Annotated in this window: 16 protein-coding genes; 9 read left to right on the forward strand and 7 right to left on the reverse strand. The window is 71.1% G+C overall.

Features of this window, described 5'->3' with window-relative positions; translation table 11 throughout:
- Positions 1-65 precede the first annotated feature (65 nt).
- The 5 genes from CA12_RS10445 (at position 66) to CA12_RS10465 (ending at position 5,694) form a co-directional block, all read left to right on the forward strand.
- Positions 66-2,144 carry a thioredoxin domain-containing protein gene (locus CA12_RS10445; RefSeq protein ID WP_145358892.1) on the forward strand — a complete coding sequence of 693 codons (2,079 nt, stop codon included), beginning with the start codon at positions 66-68 and terminating at the stop codon, positions 2,142-2,144.
- An 88-nt stretch (positions 2,145-2,232) separates the two neighbouring features.
- Positions 2,233-2,796, forward strand: coding sequence for a 3-hydroxyacyl-ACP dehydratase FabZ family protein (locus CA12_RS10450; RefSeq protein ID WP_145358893.1), 564 nt, complete (start codon positions 2,233-2,235; stop codon positions 2,794-2,796).
- Positions 2,793-3,653, forward strand: a complete 861-nt coding sequence (trmB, locus tag CA12_RS10455) for a tRNA (guanine(46)-N(7))-methyltransferase TrmB (protein ID WP_145358894.1) — start codon at positions 2,793-2,795, stop codon at positions 3,651-3,653. The genes CA12_RS10450 and trmB overlap by 4 nt, the downstream gene beginning before the upstream one ends.
- A 7-nt stretch (positions 3,654-3,660) precedes the next feature.
- Entirely contained in the window at positions 3,661-4,320 is a 660-nt protein-coding gene (locus CA12_RS10460; protein ID WP_145358895.1) for a DNA-3-methyladenine glycosylase family protein, read from the forward strand.
- Positions 4,321-4,551: 231 nt separating this feature from the next.
- Entirely contained in the window at positions 4,552-5,694 is a 1,143-nt protein-coding gene (locus CA12_RS10465; RefSeq protein ID WP_145358896.1) for a DUF1570 domain-containing protein, read from the forward strand.
- Positions 5,695-5,698: 4 nt separating this feature from the next.
- Here the strand turns inward: CA12_RS10465 and CA12_RS10470 are convergent, their stop codons facing one another.
- From CA12_RS10470 to CA12_RS10500, 7 genes are all read right to left on the reverse strand, one after another.
- Positions 5,699-6,082 (reverse strand): hypothetical protein, encoded by a 384-nt coding sequence (locus tag CA12_RS10470; protein WP_145358897.1) that lies wholly within the window; start codon positions 6,080-6,082, stop codon positions 5,699-5,701.
- A gap of 77 nt (positions 6,083-6,159) precedes the next feature.
- Entirely contained in the window at positions 6,160-6,501 is a 342-nt protein-coding gene (locus CA12_RS10475; RefSeq protein ID WP_145358898.1) for a hypothetical protein, read from the reverse strand.
- A gap of 62 nt (positions 6,502-6,563) precedes the next feature.
- On the reverse strand, positions 6,564-6,959 hold the full coding sequence (locus tag CA12_RS10480; RefSeq protein WP_145358899.1) for a hypothetical protein: 396 nt from the start codon (positions 6,957-6,959) through the stop codon (positions 6,564-6,566).
- Positions 6,960-7,065: 106 nt separating this feature from the next.
- Complete coding sequence (locus CA12_RS10485) at positions 7,066-7,311, reverse strand: hypothetical protein (RefSeq protein ID WP_145358900.1); 246 nt, start codon at positions 7,309-7,311, stop codon at positions 7,066-7,068.
- A gap of 12 nt (positions 7,312-7,323) precedes the next feature.
- Positions 7,324-7,662, reverse strand: a complete 339-nt coding sequence (locus CA12_RS22495; protein ID WP_145358901.1) for a hypothetical protein — start codon at positions 7,660-7,662, stop codon at positions 7,324-7,326.
- A 7-nt stretch (positions 7,663-7,669) separates the two neighbouring features.
- Complete coding sequence (locus CA12_RS10495) at positions 7,670-8,521, reverse strand: MBL fold metallo-hydrolase (protein WP_242688200.1); 852 nt, start codon at positions 8,519-8,521, stop codon at positions 7,670-7,672.
- 145 nt (positions 8,522-8,666) lie between these two features.
- Positions 8,667-9,743, reverse strand: a complete 1,077-nt coding sequence (locus tag CA12_RS10500) for a Gfo/Idh/MocA family protein (protein WP_165700680.1) — start codon at positions 9,741-9,743, stop codon at positions 8,667-8,669.
- Between the two features lie 378 nt (positions 9,744-10,121).
- Here CA12_RS10500 and CA12_RS10505 point away from each other — a divergent pair, with 378 nt between their 5' ends.
- The 4 genes from CA12_RS10505 (at position 10,122) to CA12_RS10520 (ending at position 18,242) form a co-directional block, all read left to right on the forward strand.
- Positions 10,122-11,498: a DUF1501 domain-containing protein gene (locus CA12_RS10505; RefSeq protein ID WP_145358903.1), complete on the forward strand. Its 1,377-nt coding sequence runs from the start codon at positions 10,122-10,124 to the stop codon at positions 11,496-11,498.
- A 124-nt stretch (positions 11,499-11,622) separates the two neighbouring features.
- Positions 11,623-14,064 (forward strand): DUF1553 domain-containing protein, encoded by a 2,442-nt coding sequence (locus tag CA12_RS10510; RefSeq protein WP_145358904.1) that lies wholly within the window; start codon positions 11,623-11,625, stop codon positions 14,062-14,064.
- A 50-nt stretch (positions 14,065-14,114) separates the two neighbouring features.
- The gene (locus CA12_RS10515) at positions 14,115-17,051 is read left to right on the forward strand and encodes a c-type cytochrome domain-containing protein (protein WP_145358905.1); all 2,937 of its coding nucleotides are present in this window, start codon (positions 14,115-14,117) and stop codon (positions 17,049-17,051) included.
- A 117-nt stretch (positions 17,052-17,168) separates the two neighbouring features.
- Positions 17,169-18,242, forward strand: coding sequence for an ABC-2 transporter permease (locus CA12_RS10520; RefSeq protein ID WP_165700681.1), 1,074 nt, complete (start codon positions 17,169-17,171; stop codon positions 18,240-18,242).
- Positions 18,243-18,481 lie beyond the last annotated feature (239 nt).

Here is an 18,481-nt window from a genome sequence, read left to right on the forward strand (position 1 = left end):
CCCGCCGATCGAACCTCATAACGCCGAGGCCCCACGGGGCGTCGGCGTTACGCGTGTGAAAGCCCATGTCGAACCGCCTCGCCGACGAAACCTCCCCCTATCTCCGCCAACACGCGGAGAACCCGGTGGATTGGTTCCCCTGGGGCGACGAAGCGTTCGAGAAAGCCGCCGCGGAGGACAAGCCGGTCTTCCTGTCGGTGGGGTATTCCGCCTGTCACTGGTGTCACGTGATGGAGCGGGAGAGCTTTGAAAGCGAGGAGGTCGCGGCCTTCCTCAACGAGCATTTCGTCAGCGTGAAGGTGGACCGGGAGGAGCGGCCGGACGTCGACGCGGTCTATATGGACGCCGTGCAGGCCCTCACCGGCGGGGGCGGCTGGCCGATGAGCGTGTTTCTCGCCCCGGACCGGCGGCCCTTCTACGGCGGCACCTACTGGCCGCACCCGCCCCGGCCGGGCATGCCGGGGTTCCTGCATGTTCTCACCCGCTTGGCCCATATCTGGCGGGAGGAACGCGACAACGCGCACACCGCCGCGGAAGGGCTAACGGACGCCGTCCGTCGCGCCGCCGCGGCGCCCGCCGGCGAGGGCGAGGCGGGGACGCCGCTGCTGGAGACCGCCGGCCGCAAGCTGCTGCGGTACGCCGATCGGGAGCAGGGCGGCTTCGGCCGGGCCCCGAAGTTCCCGCACGCCGTCGACCTGCGGGTGTTGCTGCGCGTCGGCCGGCGGTTCGGGCAGGACCCGAAGACCAGCGACGCCGTGGCCCACGTCGCCGATTCATTAGACAAAATGGTCCGCGGCGGGCTGTTCGATCAGCTCGGCGGGGGCTTCCACCGCTACAGCACCGACGCGGAATGGCTCGCCCCGCACTTCGAAAAGATGCTGTACGACCAGGCGTTGCTGATTCCGGCGCTGCTCGAAACCTATCAGTCCCACGGCAACGACCCGCTCTTCCACCCCGCCGCCCGCACCTGCGACTACGTGTTGCGGGAGATGACGCTGGAGGGCGGCGCCTTCGCCGCCGCCCAGGACGCCGACACCGAGGGCGAGGAGGGCAAGTTCTTCGTCTGGGACCGAGCCGAACTGGACGAGGTGCTGGGCGCGGAGGACGCGGAGTTCGCCGCGGCCGTGTTCGACGTCACCCCCGGCGGAAACTGGGAAGGCCACAGTATCCCCCGCCGGCTGCGGCGCGACGACGAACAGGCCGCCCTCCTGAGCGACACGGCTCACAACGAACTGTGGGCGAAGCGGAATGAAGTCGCCCGGCGGCTGTGGGAGCATCGGGAGGCGACCCGCGTGAAGCCGTTCCGCGACGAGAAGGTCGTCGCCAGTTGGAACGGCCTGATGATCGGCGCCTTGGGACAGGCCGCCGCGGTGCTGGACGAGCCGAAGTACGCCGACGCCGCCCTCGCCGCGGCGGACTTCCTGCACGCGGAGCTGTGGCACGAGGGCACGCTCCACCGCAGTTGGAAGGACGGCCGCCGCGGGGCGGCGGGGTTCGCCGAGGATTACTTCGCCCTCGCCGACGGCCTGTGCGAACTCTGGCAGGCCCGGCAGGAACCGCGATTGCTGGCGTTCGCCACGGAATTGGTCGAAACGGGCCTCGAACAGTTCGGCGGGCCGACGCCGGAGAGCCCGCTGTTCCAAACCGCCGAGGGCGCCGACCCGCTGCCGGCCCGGCGGGTCGAAGCGACCGACGGCGCCACCCCCGGCGGCACGGCCCTCGCGATCACGGCGCTGCAAAAGCTCGCCGCCCTGACCGGCCGGCGGGACTGGGATGACCGGGCGACGGCCCTGCTGGGCGGGCTCTCCGGCGTGATGAAATCTCAGCCCATGCAGGCCGGCTGGGCGCTGCTGGGGCTCGACTGGAAGCTCGGCCCGCGAACGGAAGTGGTGATCGCCGCGGAGAGCGAACAAGCCGCCGCCCCGCTGCTCGCCGCGGTCCGCGAGGTCTTCGCCCCGAACCTGATCGTGATGAACGCCGCGGCGAACACGGCGGGCGTCGACCCGGAACTGCTGGCGGGCAAGGCTCCGCAGGACAATCAGGCGGCGGCGTACGTCTGCGTGGGCACGAGTTGCTCGCCGCCGATTACGGAGACTGCGGCGTTGCGCACGCGGCTCCTACCGCAAGGGGCCGTGGGGCAGTAACATCCGCCGGCCGCCCGGCGCCCGGCTCCCGTTCCGTCATGCGATACGGGGCCGGTTCACAACTTGCCTGCGACGCCGCGACGCCGTCATGCCCCCCCGTTCACTGTACGACTTCTCCGAATTCGACTTCGAGAACCCGCTCTACGGGCTGGACGAGGTGCTGGAGGTGAACCCCCAGCGGTTCGAAATGCTCCAATTGCACGGCGTCGTGCACGTCGACAAGGAGCGGCACGGCGGGGTCGGCTTCGTCGATCTCAGCCCGGACGACTTCTGGTGCCGCGGCCACTTTCCCGGCTATCCGCTGATGCCCGGGGTGTTGCAGTGCGAAGCCGCGGCGCAGCTCGCCGGGTTCTACGCTCGGAAGTTTAAGGTGCTCGGCGGGGACTTCGTGGGCTTCGGCGGGATCAACAACGTCCGGTTCCGCGCCCCTGTGCGGCCGCCCTGCCGGTTGGTCGTCTGCGTGAAGGTGACGGACCTGCGGCCGGGCAAACGGGCGTCGTTCGACATCCAGGGCTTCGTCGACGGGCGGATGGTCTTCAACGGCGAGATGATCGGCGTGCCCATCCAGCGCGGGCAGACCCACGCCGAGAAGGCCGCGGAAGAACGCACCGCCCGCCGTCGGGAACGCCGCGAGGTCGCGAACCAGTCGTGACCGAGGCGGACTCCCCCGATCACGACGGGCCCGAGCCGGGTTCTGAGGAACCGGTCCGCGACGACGCGGTCCGCGAGGACCTCACCCCGTGGTTCCGGCCGCTGTTCGAACTGTCCGACCCGAAGGAGCACGGCCCGCTGGATTGGGCGGCCGTCTTCCCGCAGGCCGGGCCGGTCGAACTGGACGTCGGCAGCGGCCGCGGTCGGTTCACCAACGAGGGCGCCGCGGCCCGGCCGGGGGTGAACTTCTGCGGGATCGAACACGACTTCACCGCCGCCCGCCGGGGGGCGAAGCGGCTCAAACGCGACCGCTCCCCCAACGCCCGGGTGTTCGGCGGGGATGCGGTGCGGTTCCTGCGGGAGTTCGTCCCGGCCGGCAGCGTCGCCGCGGTGCATGTGCTCTACCCGGACCCGTGGTGGAAGCGGCGGCACCGCAAACGCCGGTTGCTGGGCGAAGCCCTCGGCCCAGAGTTCCTCGACCTGATCCTGAACGCCCTCGCCCCCGACGGCCGGCTGCACGTCCGCACCGATGTGGGCGAGTACTTCGAAGGCATCGCCGCCCTGCTGGACGACTGCCCGCGGCTGGTCCGCCGGGAGAACCCGCTGGACGAGACCGCCGCCGCGATCGAGCGGCAGGCGTCGGGCGTCCCGCTGACGAACTACGAACGCAAGGCCGTCGTCGGCCCGGACCGCCCGGACTTTCGCACCGACGCCACGGTGCACGCCGCGGTATGGACCGTGATCTCCGCCGGTGAGCCCGGAGCGCAAGCTCCGGCCGGCGAGCGAAGCGAGTCGGTTCTCAGTCCGCCGTCCGCGGCGTCCACGGCCGGAGCGTGCGCTCCGGGCTCACCCGCCTGACGCGCGCATGCCCGCCCCGCTTTCGCCCTGCCTGTTCAACGAGGACGTCGCCGCGACGGCGGTGCACGCCCTGCGGGAGACCGACCCGGTGCTGTGCGGCGTCATCGACCGGGTGGGGCCGTTTCGTCTGACGCCGGAGAAGGACCTGTTCGCCCTATTGGTGCGGGTGGTGATCTCCCAGCAGATCAGCATGGCCGCGGCGAAGACGGTCGCCGCCCGGCTGAAGGCGGCGACGCCCCGCGGCAAGTTCACCGCGACGGCCCTGCGGGCGATGCCGCTGGAGGAAATCCGGGCCTGCGGGCTCAGCGGGGTGAAGGCGGGCTACCTGAAGAACGTCGCGGAGGCGGCCCGCGGGATGCGGCTGAAGGAATTCCCCGCGCTGTCCGACGCGGAGGTGACGGCCCGCGTCACCGCGGTGAAGGGGCTGGGGCCGTGGACGGCTCGGATGGTCCTGATGTTCGGCCTCGGCCGGCCGGACGTGCTGCCGGTGGGCGATCTGGGCATCCGCAACGCCGCCCGCAGCCTGTACGGCTTCGACACCGTCCCCCCGCTCGCCGAACACGCCGCCGATTATTGGGCGCCGTGGCGGACCGTCGCGGCGTGGTACCTCTGGCGGCACATCGACACCGTCGGCGTGACCGAAGGTCTGCACGACTATCCGGTGTGAATCGGTGGCTTCATTCCCCCCTCGCCCCCTTTTGGGGGAGAGGGGCCGGGGGTGAGGGGGCTGTGACTCACGCACGTTCTTCACGGTCCGCCTGCTCGTGCATCGCCGGGTTCGTCACCGCAGAGAGCGGGGGCGTGCGAACCATTCGTCACCCTCACCCCCGACCCCTCTCCCTCAAGGGAGAGGGGAGAAGCGGGGTTCGGACCCTCGCTGGCACGTTACGCTGGGGGTATGTCCGTCGCTCCGCTGCTCGCCTTGCTCCTCGCCGCCGCCGACCCGGCGGAGACGGTCGTCTGGACCACGGACGACGGGCCGCGAACGGTCGTCGGCCGAGTGCTATTGGAGGGCGGGGACGGCGGGGTGCTGTTGGAGGGCCGGGACGGGGCGCTGCACGCGGTCGCCGCGGCCCGGCTGACCGGCCGCACGCCGACCGGCGAACCCTTCGCCCTGCTGACCTCCGAGGAACTGGCCGCGACGCTCGCGGAGGAGCTGGAACCCGGGGCGGAAACCCTCACGACGCCGCATTTTGCGATCGCGTCGACGGCCTCCCCGGAGTTCACGCAGTGGGCGGGCGAACTGCTCGAAGCGGTGCACGCCGGCTTCGTCGCGGAGTTCCCCCCGGCGACCGTTCCCACGCCCGAGGGCGGCCCCGCCGGCCCGCTGCCGGTCCTGATCCTGCGGGACCGGGCGGCCTTCGAAGCCTTCGCGAAGCGGCCGGATCAAGCGGCCCGCGGCGTGAACCCGGCCCTGTCGCAGGGCTACTACGATCCCGTCTCGAACCGCATCGTCCTCTACGACTTCGCGGGTTCGCCGTCGCCGTTAGGCGGCGCGTCTCGGCGGGAATCGGTCCGTGACCGCGCCGCGAACCGGCAGGCGAACGTCGCCACTGTCGCCCATGAGGCGGTCCACCAGCTCGCCTACAACGCCGGCCTGCACGCCCGGTTGGCGGACAATCCGATCTGGCTCACGGAGGGCCTGGCGATGCAGGGCGAAGCGACCGACCGCCGCACGCCGCTGGGTTGGCGGGGGTTCGACGACGGGGCGAACGTGGTGCGGTCGAAGGCGTTTCGGGCGTTCCTGACGGCCCGCCGCCGCGACCGGGAGCTGCGGGACATGAACCCGCTGGAGAAACTGATCGCCTCCAATACGTTGTTCAGCGATCCGACCGTCGCCGAGTCGGCGTACGCCGCCAGTTGGGCGCTGGTGAATCATCTGCGGGAAGAGCGGCCGGAGGCGTTCGCGGCGTATCTGGCGGACCTCGCCGCCCTGCCCCCGCTGGCCCCGCAAACGCCGGAGGACCGGCTGGCTCGGTTCCGGAAGCATTTTGGCGAGGACCTCGACGGACTGTGGGACGAGGTGCAGACGGTGCGCTGAATCGTCACGCCACGAACAGCAGTCCCACGACCGCGGCGGCGAGGGCCCCGGCGAGGTAGGCCCCGACGAACGCGGTTGCGGCGTCGCCCCAGCTCGCCCCGCGGGAGGTCCGCAGACGGCGGGCGAGCATCGCCCCCAGCAGGCCGACCGGAAAGCCGACGCCGATCGCCAGCATCAGCAACCCGGTCACGAGGGCTCCCGTGCCGCCCTCGGGTTGCAGGCCGTGTTCCTCCCACCCGCCGTCGAGCGCCGCCCAGACCAGCACGGCGACGATCGGGGCCAGCAGCCCCAGCGGCCCGCCGGTCAGGGCGCCGATCAAACGTTTGCGCGGCGCCGACCGGGCGTTGCGGGCAAGGTGTTCGTTCCGACGCTGCTTGGGAGTGGCCATGTCGCCAAGGTACGCAACAAGCACGGCCGATGCATCGACCGCGGGACGGCCGGAGAAGGTTTCGGAGCGCCGGCGGCTCAGGCCGCGAGGATGAGGGCGGGAAAGCCGGCGGTTAGCAGGTTGCCGGCGACGAATCCGCCGACCGCGTCGACGGTCGGCAGCGGCCAGTCGGTTTCGCGCCGGTCCCGCTCCAGCCGGGCCGCGGCGGCGCCCAGACAGCCGGCCGGCCACGCTTGGGCGAGGGCCAGGAAGGACACGGCGATTCCGGGCTGCCACAGATCGATCGCCGCCTTACCCGTCGCGGCCGAGGCGACCGCCCACATGATCGCCGGACTCAACACGCCGAGCCATCCGGCGAAGAAGATCAGCGGCGTGATTTCCACCGCCCCCGCCGACCCGCGGCGACGCTCCCCGGGCACGGCCTCGGCGAGTTCCTCATCGGCAGCGGTCGGCGAATCGGCGGGTATCGGGCGGTGAGCTGTCAGGAGTCGGCGAGAACCATCAGCCCGAAGAGCGTCAGTGCCGCGAGCGCCCCGGCGAGGAAGGCGACGCCGAAGTCGGCCCACATACGGGCCGACCCGGCGGCCGGGTAGATCGGCAGCCGAGGGGCGAGCGTCGCCGCCGTCGCCGCCGCCGGCAGGCCGAGCAGCGACGCCACCGCTCCGCCGACGCACAGAAGGACGAGCAGTTCGGCGAGGCTCTCCGATCCACGCAGGTTGTTCGTCAGAGACGCGACGAGCAGTGCCGCAGCCAAGGGGCTCATCGCCCCCAGAAATCCGCCCAGCAGCGCCGGCCAGGCGGGCAACCGCCGGCGCCGCGGCCGGTGCCCGCGGACCGGGCCGAGGTCGAGGGGCGGGACGGGGTCAGGCGGCGTCACGGCGGGCTGCTAGGAAGAAGAGGACCGCGAGCGTCAGCAGGATCTGCACGCCGGAGGCGACGAAGCAGGCGACGAAGAAGTCCGCAACGGCCAGGTGCGAACGCCGCTAGGGAATGAACGGCAGCCGATCGACCAGGGGCGCCGCCAACGGCCCCAACCACACCCCCATGCCCGAGGCGAAGAACCCGACGCACAGCAGGCCGAACACGAACGAGTTGAGCGGGAGCCAGCCTCCCAGAACGCCCTGCAAAGCGATTCCCGCCGGGACGACGCCGCCCAGCGTCCCGCCGACGAACCTCGGCCAGGACTCGCGGCGGACGGGCGGGGCGTGAGACGGTTCAGGCGACGACATAACAGGCGGCGGTCAGAGCATGAGGTACCAGGTCAACGCCCCGACGACGCCGGAGATTCCAGCGGCCGCGACCAAGGCTCCGCCGAACGTCGCCCACCCGCGGCTAAAGAGCTGGCGGGGAATCCGATCGGGATGTGCCAATGCGGCTCCGCAGACCGCGCCCACAATGCAGACGAATGGGGCAGTCGCGATGACCCAAAGGAACACGCCGGCGAGGGCCCACGATCCGTGGCCGGCGAACGAGAGTCCCACAACCGTCGCCGGTGCGGCGAGTGCCCCGAGCACACCGCCCGCCAAGGCCGCCCACCGCCGCGGCGCGTCCGGCGGAGACTCGTCGGAGGGCTCGTTCATGGTCCGCTCAAAACCAGATCGTCGTGCGGTCCCACAGGTCGGCCGGGAGGCGCTTTTCGACGGCCTTGCGGAAGGGGCGGTCGGAGGTGCGGGTGCTGGCGTGGACGAACAGGACGGCCTCGTTTTCGAAGCGGTCGGCGTGCTCCGCGACGTCGTCCAGGTGCATGTGGCCGAATTTGTGGATCTTGTCCCGGCGGTGGTCGGCCCGGAAGAAGGTCATTTCGGTGATCAGCAGTTTGGCCTTCAAGGCGTCGGCGCCGCCGTCGGTGTCGAACAGGCCGGCGGGGGAGGTGTCGCCGGTGTAGGCGACCAGCGGCTCGCGGACCTCGCCGCTCATCTCCGTGCCCTTCATCGCCTCGACGCGGATCTCCTCCTGCGTGAAGCCCTCGAACTCCGGCTTGAGCTTCCGCTTCTTGCCCCACAGCACGTAACCCAGGCTGGGGACGGTGTGGGTCGTGGCGAAGGTCGTCACGGCCAGTTCACGGCTGAGGTTCACCTCCTCGTCCGGCTCCAGGCCGATCAGGTCCACCGCCATGCGGCCGCGGTCGAGCTTCTGCCAGGAACGCAGCATGCGGTTGACGTCGTCGCGGATCGCCGCGGGGACGTACACGACGGGCGGCTCCATCTTCATCATTCGCCGCCGGGCCACGAACACCGGCAGCGCGGCGAGGTGGTCCAGGTGGCCGTGCGTGATGAACGCCGTGGGCGTGTTCTGGAAGTCCCACGGACTGCCGCCGAGGTCGAACAGCAGTTTCTGCTCGACCAGCCGGACGTAGCTCTGCACGGCGCCGCGGCCGTATCCCTCCACGGGGAAGCCGGCCAGGGTGGCCTCGTGGACGGGCAGGTTCTCGATCGGCACGACGTCAGGGCGGAGGGGAGAAGGCGGATGGCGGAAGGACGGACACGCCGTTCGGCGGGAGGAAACCTGTCATAGCTCGGCCGCCTCTGCCACCGGCGAACCCGGCATTCCCTCCGCCTTCCGCCCTCATCCTTCCGCCTTGACGTTACACCGCGGTCAGTTTGCCGCCGGCCTTCACGCTTTTGGTTTCGGCGGCGACGACTTTGAGGGCGTCGCGGGCCAGGGCGCCGGAGAGGCAGCGGGGGGCCTTGTGCTCCTTGACGCCCTTCACGGCGGCCTGCAACTCCGCGGCGAAGGGGCTGAACCACTCCTCGCCGCCCTTCAGGCTGGGCTCGCGGACCTGACCGCCCTGCGAGATGACCGTCAGCGGGCGGTCCTCCTTGAACTCGCCGCCCATGTTGGCGGCGGAGAACAGGATCGTGGCCTTCTCGAAGTGGGCCTCGAAGCCGTGGCGGAAGTCGTGCCCCTTGGCGGCGATGCCCCCGGCCACGCAGCCGATCGGCGGGCCGCCGGGGGCGGCGCCGTTCGACGCGTGGGCGTCCTCCCAGACGTATTCGCTCTGGACATGTTCGATCAGCCCCTCACGGAGCAGGCCGCGGCTGAACACCTTGGTCGGCACGCCGCACAACAGGCTGATGAAGTGGGTGTCGTGGATGTGAAGGTCGGCGCCCCAGCCGCCCAGCTCCACGAAGCCGTCCTCGCCCTCCCGCCAGGACGGCGGGCAGATGACCCGGGCGAAGTGGGCCGCCCGCAGCTTGCCGTACTTCTTCTTCTCCGTGGCCTCGCAGAGGTAGCGGAACTCCGGGAAGAAGGGCAGCACGTGGCCGACCATCAGCAGCACGCCGGCCTCCTCGCAGGCCTTCACCATGCGGTCGGCGGCGGCGAGGGTCGGGGCGATCGGCTTCTCGACGAAGACGTGCTTGCCGGCCGCGGCGGCCTTCAGCGCGACCTCCTCGTGCAGGCCGGTCGGCAGGCAGATGTCGACCAGATCGACGTCCGGATCGGCGAGCAGTTCGTCGACCGTCTCGTGGGTCGTCACCTTGGAGAGGTCCACCTTGCCGGCGGGCGGGCCGAAGTTGCCCTTCAACCCGGTCCAGTCGCCGGCCCGCTTCTTGGGGTCTCGGCTGGCGATCGCGGTGATCTTCCCGCCGCGCAGCTTCGCGCTGGCGGTGAAGTGCGTGTACCCCATGAAACCCAGGCCGACGATGCCGATACGGATCATGGAGACTCCTGAGGCGGAGGCGCGGGGCGAGAGGACAGAGAGAACCGAACGACCCGCAGCGTCCGCGGGATGCGTCGGGTTCGCAACCGCGGACGGAGGCCGCCCGCCGCCGACGCGTTGCCGGAGCCCGGCGGAGCACGTAAACTCCAGTCGCATCGGCACGGGCTTGCGTATCACGCAACGGCCCGCCGCACGGTGCCGAGGCGGTGCGACCCCGCCGTCACCGTGATCCCGGTGCGGCCCCCCGACCCTGCGGGGACGGCGGTCGCCCGCGTCAACGCACGGCGGCTCCCGCTCGCGGGCGGCCCGGGGCGTGACGGGACGGGCTCGCGGGACAGCCCCGGCTCTCTCCCGACCTGCAATCCCCGGCCCGCGGCCATGTTGAATCTGCTCGGCGACGGCGCCGCCCACGACTGCGACGGGTCCACCCGCCGCGACTTCCTGACCGTCGGCGCCCTGTCCGCGTTGGGCCTGAGCCTCGCCGACATGGCCGCCGCCGCCGAGGCCGGCGCCGTCAAACCGGGGCACGAGGACAAGGCCTGCATCCTCATCTTCAACCTCGGCGCCCCCAGCGCCCAGGACTGCTTCGACCCCAAGCCGGACGCCCCCAAAGAGATCCGCGGTCCCTTCAAGGCGGTGTCCACAAAGGGCGACTTCCTGCTCTCGGAGATCCTGCCGGAGCACGCCAAGCTGGCGGACCGCTTCAGCATGGTGCGGAGCTGCCACCACACCGCACCGGCCGTCCACGACACCGGCCTGCAGATGATGCAGACCGGCCGCCTGTTCACCGGCGGGGTGAACAGCCCCCACGCCGGCAGCGTGCTGAGCTACCTCCGCGGCCGCAAAAGCGATCTGCCGGCCAGCGTGATTCTGCCGGAACGGATGGGGGCCGTCGGCGGGAACCTGCCGAACGGTCAGGACGCCGGCTTCCTCGGCCGCGGCCACGACCCGTTCATCCTCAACGCCGACCCCTCCCAGCCGAACTTCAAGGTCCCTGACCTGCTTCCCCCGGCGAGCATCAGCGACGCCCGGCTGGAGCGCCGCCGCAAGCTGCGGAGCATCGTCGAAGGCCACGCCGCCGCGTTCGAGAGCAGCGACCAGGCGCGGCTGATGGACTCGAACTTCGAGAGCGCCTACCGCCTCATCACCAGCCCGCAGGCGCGGGGGGCGTTCGATCTGAACCAGGAACCGGACTCCGTCCGCGACCGTTACGGCCGCAACCGCTTCGGGGCCAGCCTGCTGCTCGCCCGCCGGCTGATCGAGGCCGGGGTGCGGTTCGTCACGGTGAACACCTTCCTGACGGTGTTCAACGAGATCACCTGGGACATCCACGGCACCAACCCGTTCACGTCCATCGAAGGGATGCGCGACGTCGTCGCCCCGATGTACGACCAGGCGTATTCCGCCCTGATGACGGACCTGATCGACCGCGGGATGCTGGACGACACGCTGGTCTGCAATCTGGCGGAGTTCGGCCGCACGCCGCGGGTGAACCCCGCCGGCGGCCGCGATCACTGGCCGCAGTGCTGGACGATGTATTTCGCCGGCGGCGGCGTGCAGGGCGGCCGGGCCGTCGGCGCCAGCGATGAGATCGGCGCCTACCCCGCCGAGCGGCCGACGACCCCCGCGGACGTCGTCGGCACGATCTTCCACAGCCTCGGGCTGGACCTGCACACGGAGCTGCCCGGCCCCGCCGGCCGGCCGTTCCCGCTGGTCGATTTCGGCACGAAACCGCTCTACGAGCTGTTCGCCTAAATGCCCGTGAGCCCGGAGCGCACGCTCCGGCCGTCGGCCCGGCCGACGGAGGAACGACAACACCGAACGCCGCGCCGCCGGAGCTTGCGCTCCGGGCTCACGACCCCATCTTCACCCCCGCCGTATGACGCCCCTGCTGCTCGCCGCCGTTCTGCTCGCCGCGCCCGCGGAGGCGACCGACGCCCCCGGCGCCGGCCTCGCCGCGCTGCCGGCGACCGTCTCCCTGACCGGCCCGGCGGACTTCCAAACGCTGCTCCTGCAGACCCGGCAGGCGGACGGCGCCCTCGGCGCCCCGGCGGCGGGCGCGGCGTGGACGAGTTCGGACGAGGCCGTCGTCGTGGTGCGGGACGGCCGGGCCGTGCCGACCGGCAACGGGCAGGCGACGCTCACTGCGACCGTCGGCGGTCAGCAGAAGGCCGTCGCCGTGACCGTGACGGAGTTCGATCAGCCGCACGCCTGGAGCTTCCGCAACCACGTCCAGAGCGTGCTGACGAAACGCGGCTGCAACATGGGCGCCTGCCACGGGGCGGCGGCGGGCAAGGGCGGGTTCCTGTTGAGCCTGCGGGGCTACGACCCGGAGACGGACTTCTTCGCGATCACCCGCGGCACCCGCGGTCGGCGGATCGTGCCGAACGACCCGGCCCGCTCCCTGCTGCTCACCAAGCCGACCGCCGCGGTGCCGCACAAGGGCGGGCTGCGGTTCGAGGAGGGCAGCGACGACTACGCGGCGCTGAGCGAATGGATCGCCGCCGGCGCCCCGGCCCCCTCCCCGCACGACGCCCGGTTGGAGCGGCTCGAAATCCTGCCGGAGCGCGTCCGGCTGGGCGTCGGCGACTCTCAGCCGCTGGTCGTCGTCGCCCACTTCACCGACGGCCGCACCGAGGACGTCACCCGCTGGGCGAAGTTCAGCGCCGCCGACGCCACCGTCGCCACGGTCTCCGAGGAGGGCGTGATGACCGTGATCGGCCCCGGCGAGGGGCCGGTGGTGGCGTGGTATCTGGCTCGGAACGTCGTCAGCACCGCGGTCGTGCCCCGGGCGGAGTCGCCGGCGGAGGGCGTGTTCGCGGAGGCCCCGCAGGCGAACCTCATCGACAGCTTCGTGCTGGAAAAGCTGAGCGATCTGAACCTGCCGCCCTCCCCCCGCTGCGACGACGCGACCTACCTGCGTCGGGCCTGCCTGGACGTCGCCGGCCGGCTGCCCACGCCGGAGGAGGTGCGGGCGTTCCTCGCCGACGACGCCCCGGACAAGCGGGAACGGCTGGTCGACGAACTGCTCGCCTCGCCGGAGTACGTCGATTACTGGACGCACAAATGGAGCGACCTGCTGCTGGTCAGCGGCGACCGCCTGCGGCCGCAGGCGGTCGAAAGCTTCTACGGCTGGATCCGCGAGCGGGTCGAGGAGAACGCCGGCTGGGATGAGTTCGCCCGCGGCGTGGTCACGGCCCAGGGCAGCGCCTTCGACAACGGCGCCGCCAACTTCTTCGCCCTGCATCAGGACCCGGAGATCATGGCGGAGACAACCTCCGCGGCGTTTCTGGGCATGTCGATCGCCTGCGCGAAGTGCCACGACCACCCGCTGGAGAAGTGGACCAACGACCAATATTACGCCTTCGCCAACCTGTTCGGCCGGGTGCGGGGCAAGGGCTGGGGCGGCGATTACCGCAACGGCGACGGCGACCGCACGATCTTCGTCGCCGACGAGGGCGACCTGATCCAGCCCCGCACCGGCGAACCGCAACCCCCCGCCCCGCTGGACGGCGAACCCCTGCCGCCGGATTACGCGGGCGACCGCCGCGAGGCCCTCGCCGACTGGCTGGTCGACCCGGCGAACCCGTACTTCAGCCGGGCGATCGTGAACCGCGTCTGGGAGAACTACATGGGCGTCGGTCTGGTCGACGCCGTGGACGACCTGCGGCTGACCAACCCGCCCAGCAATCCGGCCCTGATGGACGCCCTCGCCGATTATCTCGTGGCGAACGACTACGACCTGAAACGCCTGATGCGGTTGATTCTCACCAGCGAGGCCTACCAGCGCAGCAGCGTGCCGGAGCCGGGGGCGGAGAGCGACGTGCGGTACTACTCGCACTTCCTGCCCCGCCGCTTGAAGGCCGAGGTGTTGCTGGACGCCTTCAGCTCCGCCAGCGGCGTGCCCACGACGTTCAAGGATCGGCCGGAGGGGACGAAGGCGATCCAGCTGAAGGACAGCGCCGTCGACAGCTACTTCCTCGACGCCTTCGGCCGGGCCGAGCGCCTGCAAACGTGCAGTTGCGAACGTACGGGGATGCCCAGCATGAAGCAGGTTTTGCACGTCATGAACGGCGGCACCCTGAACGAAAAGCTCGCCGCCGCCGACGGACGGATCGCCGCCGGGTCGGCCTCCGGCCGCAGCGACGCGGAACTGATCGAGGAGGCCTACCTCGCCTCCGTGAACCGGCCACCCACCGAGGAGGAGGCCGCCGCCGTCGCCGCCGTGCTGGCCGACACCGAGGGCGACGACCGGCGGATCGCCCTGGAGGACCTGTATTGGGGGCTGCTCAGCAGTCGCGAGTTCCTGTTCCAGCACTGACCGGCGCGTCGCTGCGTTCGCGTTTCCTCTCCGTCGTCCTGCCCGCCGCCATGCCCGCCGCTCGTTTCGCCGCCGTCGCCCTGCTGGTTCTCGTCCCGGCCGCCTGGGCGCCGGTTGCCTGCGCTGCGGAAGGAGAGGCGCAGGGCCCGGACTTCGATCGGGAGATCCGCCCGCTGCTGACGAAGTATTGCGCGGGCTGTCACAACGCCGGGGAGAGCAGCGGCGAGTTCGCGGTGCACGATCACTCCTCGCTGATGCGGGGCGGGTACGAGGGCGCCGTGATCGCGCCGGGCGACGCCGCGGAGAGTCGGTTGTTCGGCCTGCTGGATGGTTCGAAGGGCGAACTGATGCCGCCCGAGGACGAACCGCGGCCGACGGCGGAGGAGGTCGTGCTGCTGCGGGCCTGGATCAACGCCGGCGCCGTCGGGGGCGGCGACCTGCCGACGCTGGTCGTGCCGGAGGTGAAGGTCACCGCGGAGACGGTCCGCGAGCCGGTGCACGCCCTCGCCGTCAGTCCGGACGGGAAGACGGTCGCGGTGGGCCGCTACGGCCGGGTCGAACTGCGGGACGCCGGCGGGGAGAAGCCCGTGCGCACCCTGACCGGCGTGCCGGGGCACGTGCATTCGCTCCACTGGCTCGAGGACGAAAAGGTCCTCGCCGCGGCCGGGGAGCCGGGGTTGGGCGGGGCGGTGGTCGTCTGGGACACGAACGAATTCAGCGAGAGCGGCGACGCCCCGGCCTACGTGCTGCGGGGTCACGCCGACGCGATCCTCGCCGCGGCCCTCTCCCCGGACCGGTCCTCCCCCGAGGGCCGCACGCTCGCCACCGGCGGATACGACAAGGTCGTGCGGCTGTGGGACCCGGCGACGGGGTTGGAGAAGGCCGTCTTGGCGGGGCACAACGGCCCGGTCTTCGGCGTGGCCTTTCACCCGACCTTGCCGCTGCTGGCGACCGCCTCGGACGACCGCACGATCAAGCTGTGGGACGCCGGTTCGGGCGAACTGAAGGACACCCTCACGGAGCCGGCCGGGGCGCAGTTGTGCGTGGCCTTCACGCCGGATGGGGCGCACCTGCTCGCCGCCGGCGGCGACCGCACGCTGCGGGCGTGGGAGCTGACCGGCGAGGGCCGGCAGGGCACCACCAAGGTTCGGCTGAGCCAGTTCGTGCACCGCGGGCCGGTGCTGTCGCTGAGCTTCACCCCAACGGGGCAGTTGGTGACGGCGGCCGAGGACGCGACCGTCAAACTGTGGGACCGCCCGGCGGACATGAAGGAGGGTTTTTCGCAGGTCGGCCCGGCGATCGAACTGCCGGACTGGCCGGCGGCGGTCGCGGTGCGGGCGGAGCGGGCCGAAGGGAACGCTGTGCGGGCCCTCGTCGGGTTGTTGGACGGAACGGTGCGACGGGTCTCCTTCGAGCCGCGCGAACCGGGGGACGCGCCGCCTGCCGGCGACGGCGAAGCGGGGGGGGCGGGTGAGCAAATCGCGGTGATGCAGGACGCTCCCGGGCGGGAGGCGGAGCCGAACGACGACCCGGCCGACGCCACGCCGATGGCGCCCGCGTCGGTGTTCGGGGTGATCGACGAACCGGGCGACGAAGACCTGTACCGCTTCGCCGCCGCCCCGGGTTCGGAGTGGGTATTGGAGTGCGTCGCCCAGACCGAGGGCGGCAAACCGGGCTCCGCCCCGACCGATCCGCTGCTGGAGATCCTGCGGCCGGACGGCGAGCCCGTGATGCGGGTCAAACTGCAGGCGACCCGGGCGAGCGTGATCAACTTCCGCCCGATCGACTCCAAGCGGTCCAACGACACCCGGCTGGACTTCTGGGAGGAGATGGAACTGAACGAGTACCTCTACATGAACGGCGAGGTGGTGAAGTTCTTCCAGGCGCCCAAGGGCCCGGACAGCGGCTGGGTGTTCTACGAGCGCCCCGGCAACAGCCACCGCTTGAACTACTTCGGCACCAGCGCCACGGCCCACGCGCTGTTCGAGCCGGTCTACACCGTCGCCCCGCATTCTCCGGACGCCGACCTGCCGGACAACGGGCTGCCGGTGTTCGAAATGAACTACGCCAACGACGACGACCCGCAGCGGGAACTGGGCGACGCCGCCCGCATCCACTTCACGGCCCCGGCGGTGGGATCGTCGCAGGCGTCGGCCCGCGGGGAGTACCTCGTGCGGGTGCGGGACGTCCGCGGCGAGGGCGGGCCGGACTACGCCTACAAGCTGACCCTGCGGGAGCCGGCGCCCGGCTTCACGGCGTCGGTCGAACCGCCGGCGAACAAGGGGCTGACGGTCCCCGCCGGCAGCGGGGTGAAGTTCGACGTGCGGCTCGACCGCCACGACGGCTGGGACGGGCCAGTCAAAGTGACGATCGACGGTCTGCCGGACGGCTTCTCCACCGGCGGGCCGCTGGAGATTCAATCCGGGCACTACGAGGTCGCCGGCGCCCTGCGGGTCGCCGCCGACGCCGAAACGCCGACCGAGGAGCAGTGGAAGGCGGTCTCCGTGACCGCGACCGGCATCGTGGACGGGGCAGAACGCACGCAGGAGCTTGGCCCCCTCGGCCCGCTGACGGTCGGCCCGCCGCCGAAGTTCACCATTCGCCTGGAACCCGATTCCGGTTCGCGCCTCGACGCCGCCGGGAATCTCGTGCTCCGCCCCGGCGAGACGATCACCGCCCAACTGGTGATGGACCGCCGGCCCGGCGGCTCCCCGAAAGAGGGCGAGGAGGCCGACGCCTTCGGGGGCGAGCAGAAGTTCGACCTGTTCGGGATGGCCCACGGCGTGATCGTGGACAACATCGGCCTGTCGGGCGTGCTGATCCGCAAGGGGGAAACCCAACGGCAGATCTTCCTCACCGCCGCCGACTGGGACCCGCCGAGCGTGCGGCCGGTGTTCGCCCGCAGCACAGGGGAGGGCGGGCAGTGCAGCAACGTGGTTTGGGTGCGGGTGGCGAAACCGGGCGAAGCGGTCGCGCAGGCCCCGTGACCCCCCCGCCGCGTCGAGTCCTCGATTGGCCGCGCCGCCGCCCAACGGTACGGTCCGCGGTCGCGTAGCAGCGTCGTCCCCCGCTCCCGTTCGTCCGTACTCACCGGTCTGCCGCCCGTGTTCCCAGCGTTCGCCCCTGGCTCCCGGTTCTTTGGTGACGTCCTGCCGACGCTGGCCCAGGCCGGCGTGGAGGCGTCCGATTGGGGCGTGGGGGGGAACTCGCCGAAGGGGTGGTGGACGGTCGCGGCGGTCTTCGCGGCGCTGCTGATCGGCGGGTTCGTCTTCCGCCGCACGACCCGGGCCGGGGTGTTAGCCGCGGCGACGGCCAAGGAAGCCGTCCGCCAGCCGGTGTTCCTGCTCAGCGCCGCGTTGGCCGTGGCGCTGCTGGTGGTCAACACCTTCCTGCCGTTCTTCAGCCTCGGCGAGGACGTGAAGATGCTGAAGGACACCGGCCTGGCCACGATGCTGATCGTCGGCCTGCTGGTGGCGGTCTGGACCGCGAGCACCACGATCCACGACGAGATCGAGGGCCGCACCGCAATGACGCTGCTCTCCAAGCCGATCAACCGGCGGCAGTTCGTGCTGGGCAAGTACCTCGGCATTTTGCAGGCGGTCGGCCTGCTGACGATCGTCGTCGGCGGGATCTTCCTGGGGCTGGTCTACTACAAGGTGATCTACGACTCGCGGGAGAGTCAGGAGAAGATGGACTACACGGAGTGGGTCCAGCCGGAGCAGATCGGCGTCGAGTGGGTTCCCGGGCTGACCGGCAAGGAACTGCGGATTCCGAACCGCGAGGCCGTGCTGTCCACCTTCGAGGTCGTCCCGGCGTTGATGTTGGTGTTCCTGGAGATCGCCGTGCTGACGGCGATCAGCGTGGCGATCAGTTGCCGGCTGCCGATGGTCGTGAACCTCAGCGTCTGTTTCACCGTGTTCATCATCGGGCACCTGACCGGGGTGCTGGTGCTCTGGAAGGGGGACGGCGGGACGCTGGTGGAGGGCGTGCGGTTCATCGCCGGCCTGATCGCCACCGTGCTGCCCGCCCTGCCGGCCTACAGCAGCGAGGCGGCGATCGCCCGGGAGGCGCTGGTCCCGCCGGAGTACCTCGGTTGGGCGGCCCTGTACACGCTCTGCTACAGCACGGCGGCGATCCTCGTGGCGTTCCTGCTGTTCGAAGACCGCGACCTGGCGTGAGCCTCGTGAGCTCGGAGCTTGCGTTCTGGGCTCACTGGGAGACCCGGTCCCCAGCACCCGGGGCGTTCCCGGGGATGAGGGGCGAACGCTTGCGGTTCTGAGGGTTGTGTCGTCCGCGGGGCCGGCGGAACCGGGCGGCGGGAGCTCAGACTGCCGATCCGCCCGTCCGTGCGGTTAGGATGGTGCGTCCGGCACGTCCGGGTACCGCTCACCGTCCTCGCAGCCAGGGAGCCGATCGT

This window comes from Alienimonas californiensis (genome assembly GCF_007743815.1).
GTDB lineage: Bacteria > Planctomycetota > Planctomycetia > Planctomycetales > Planctomycetaceae > Alienimonas > Alienimonas californiensis.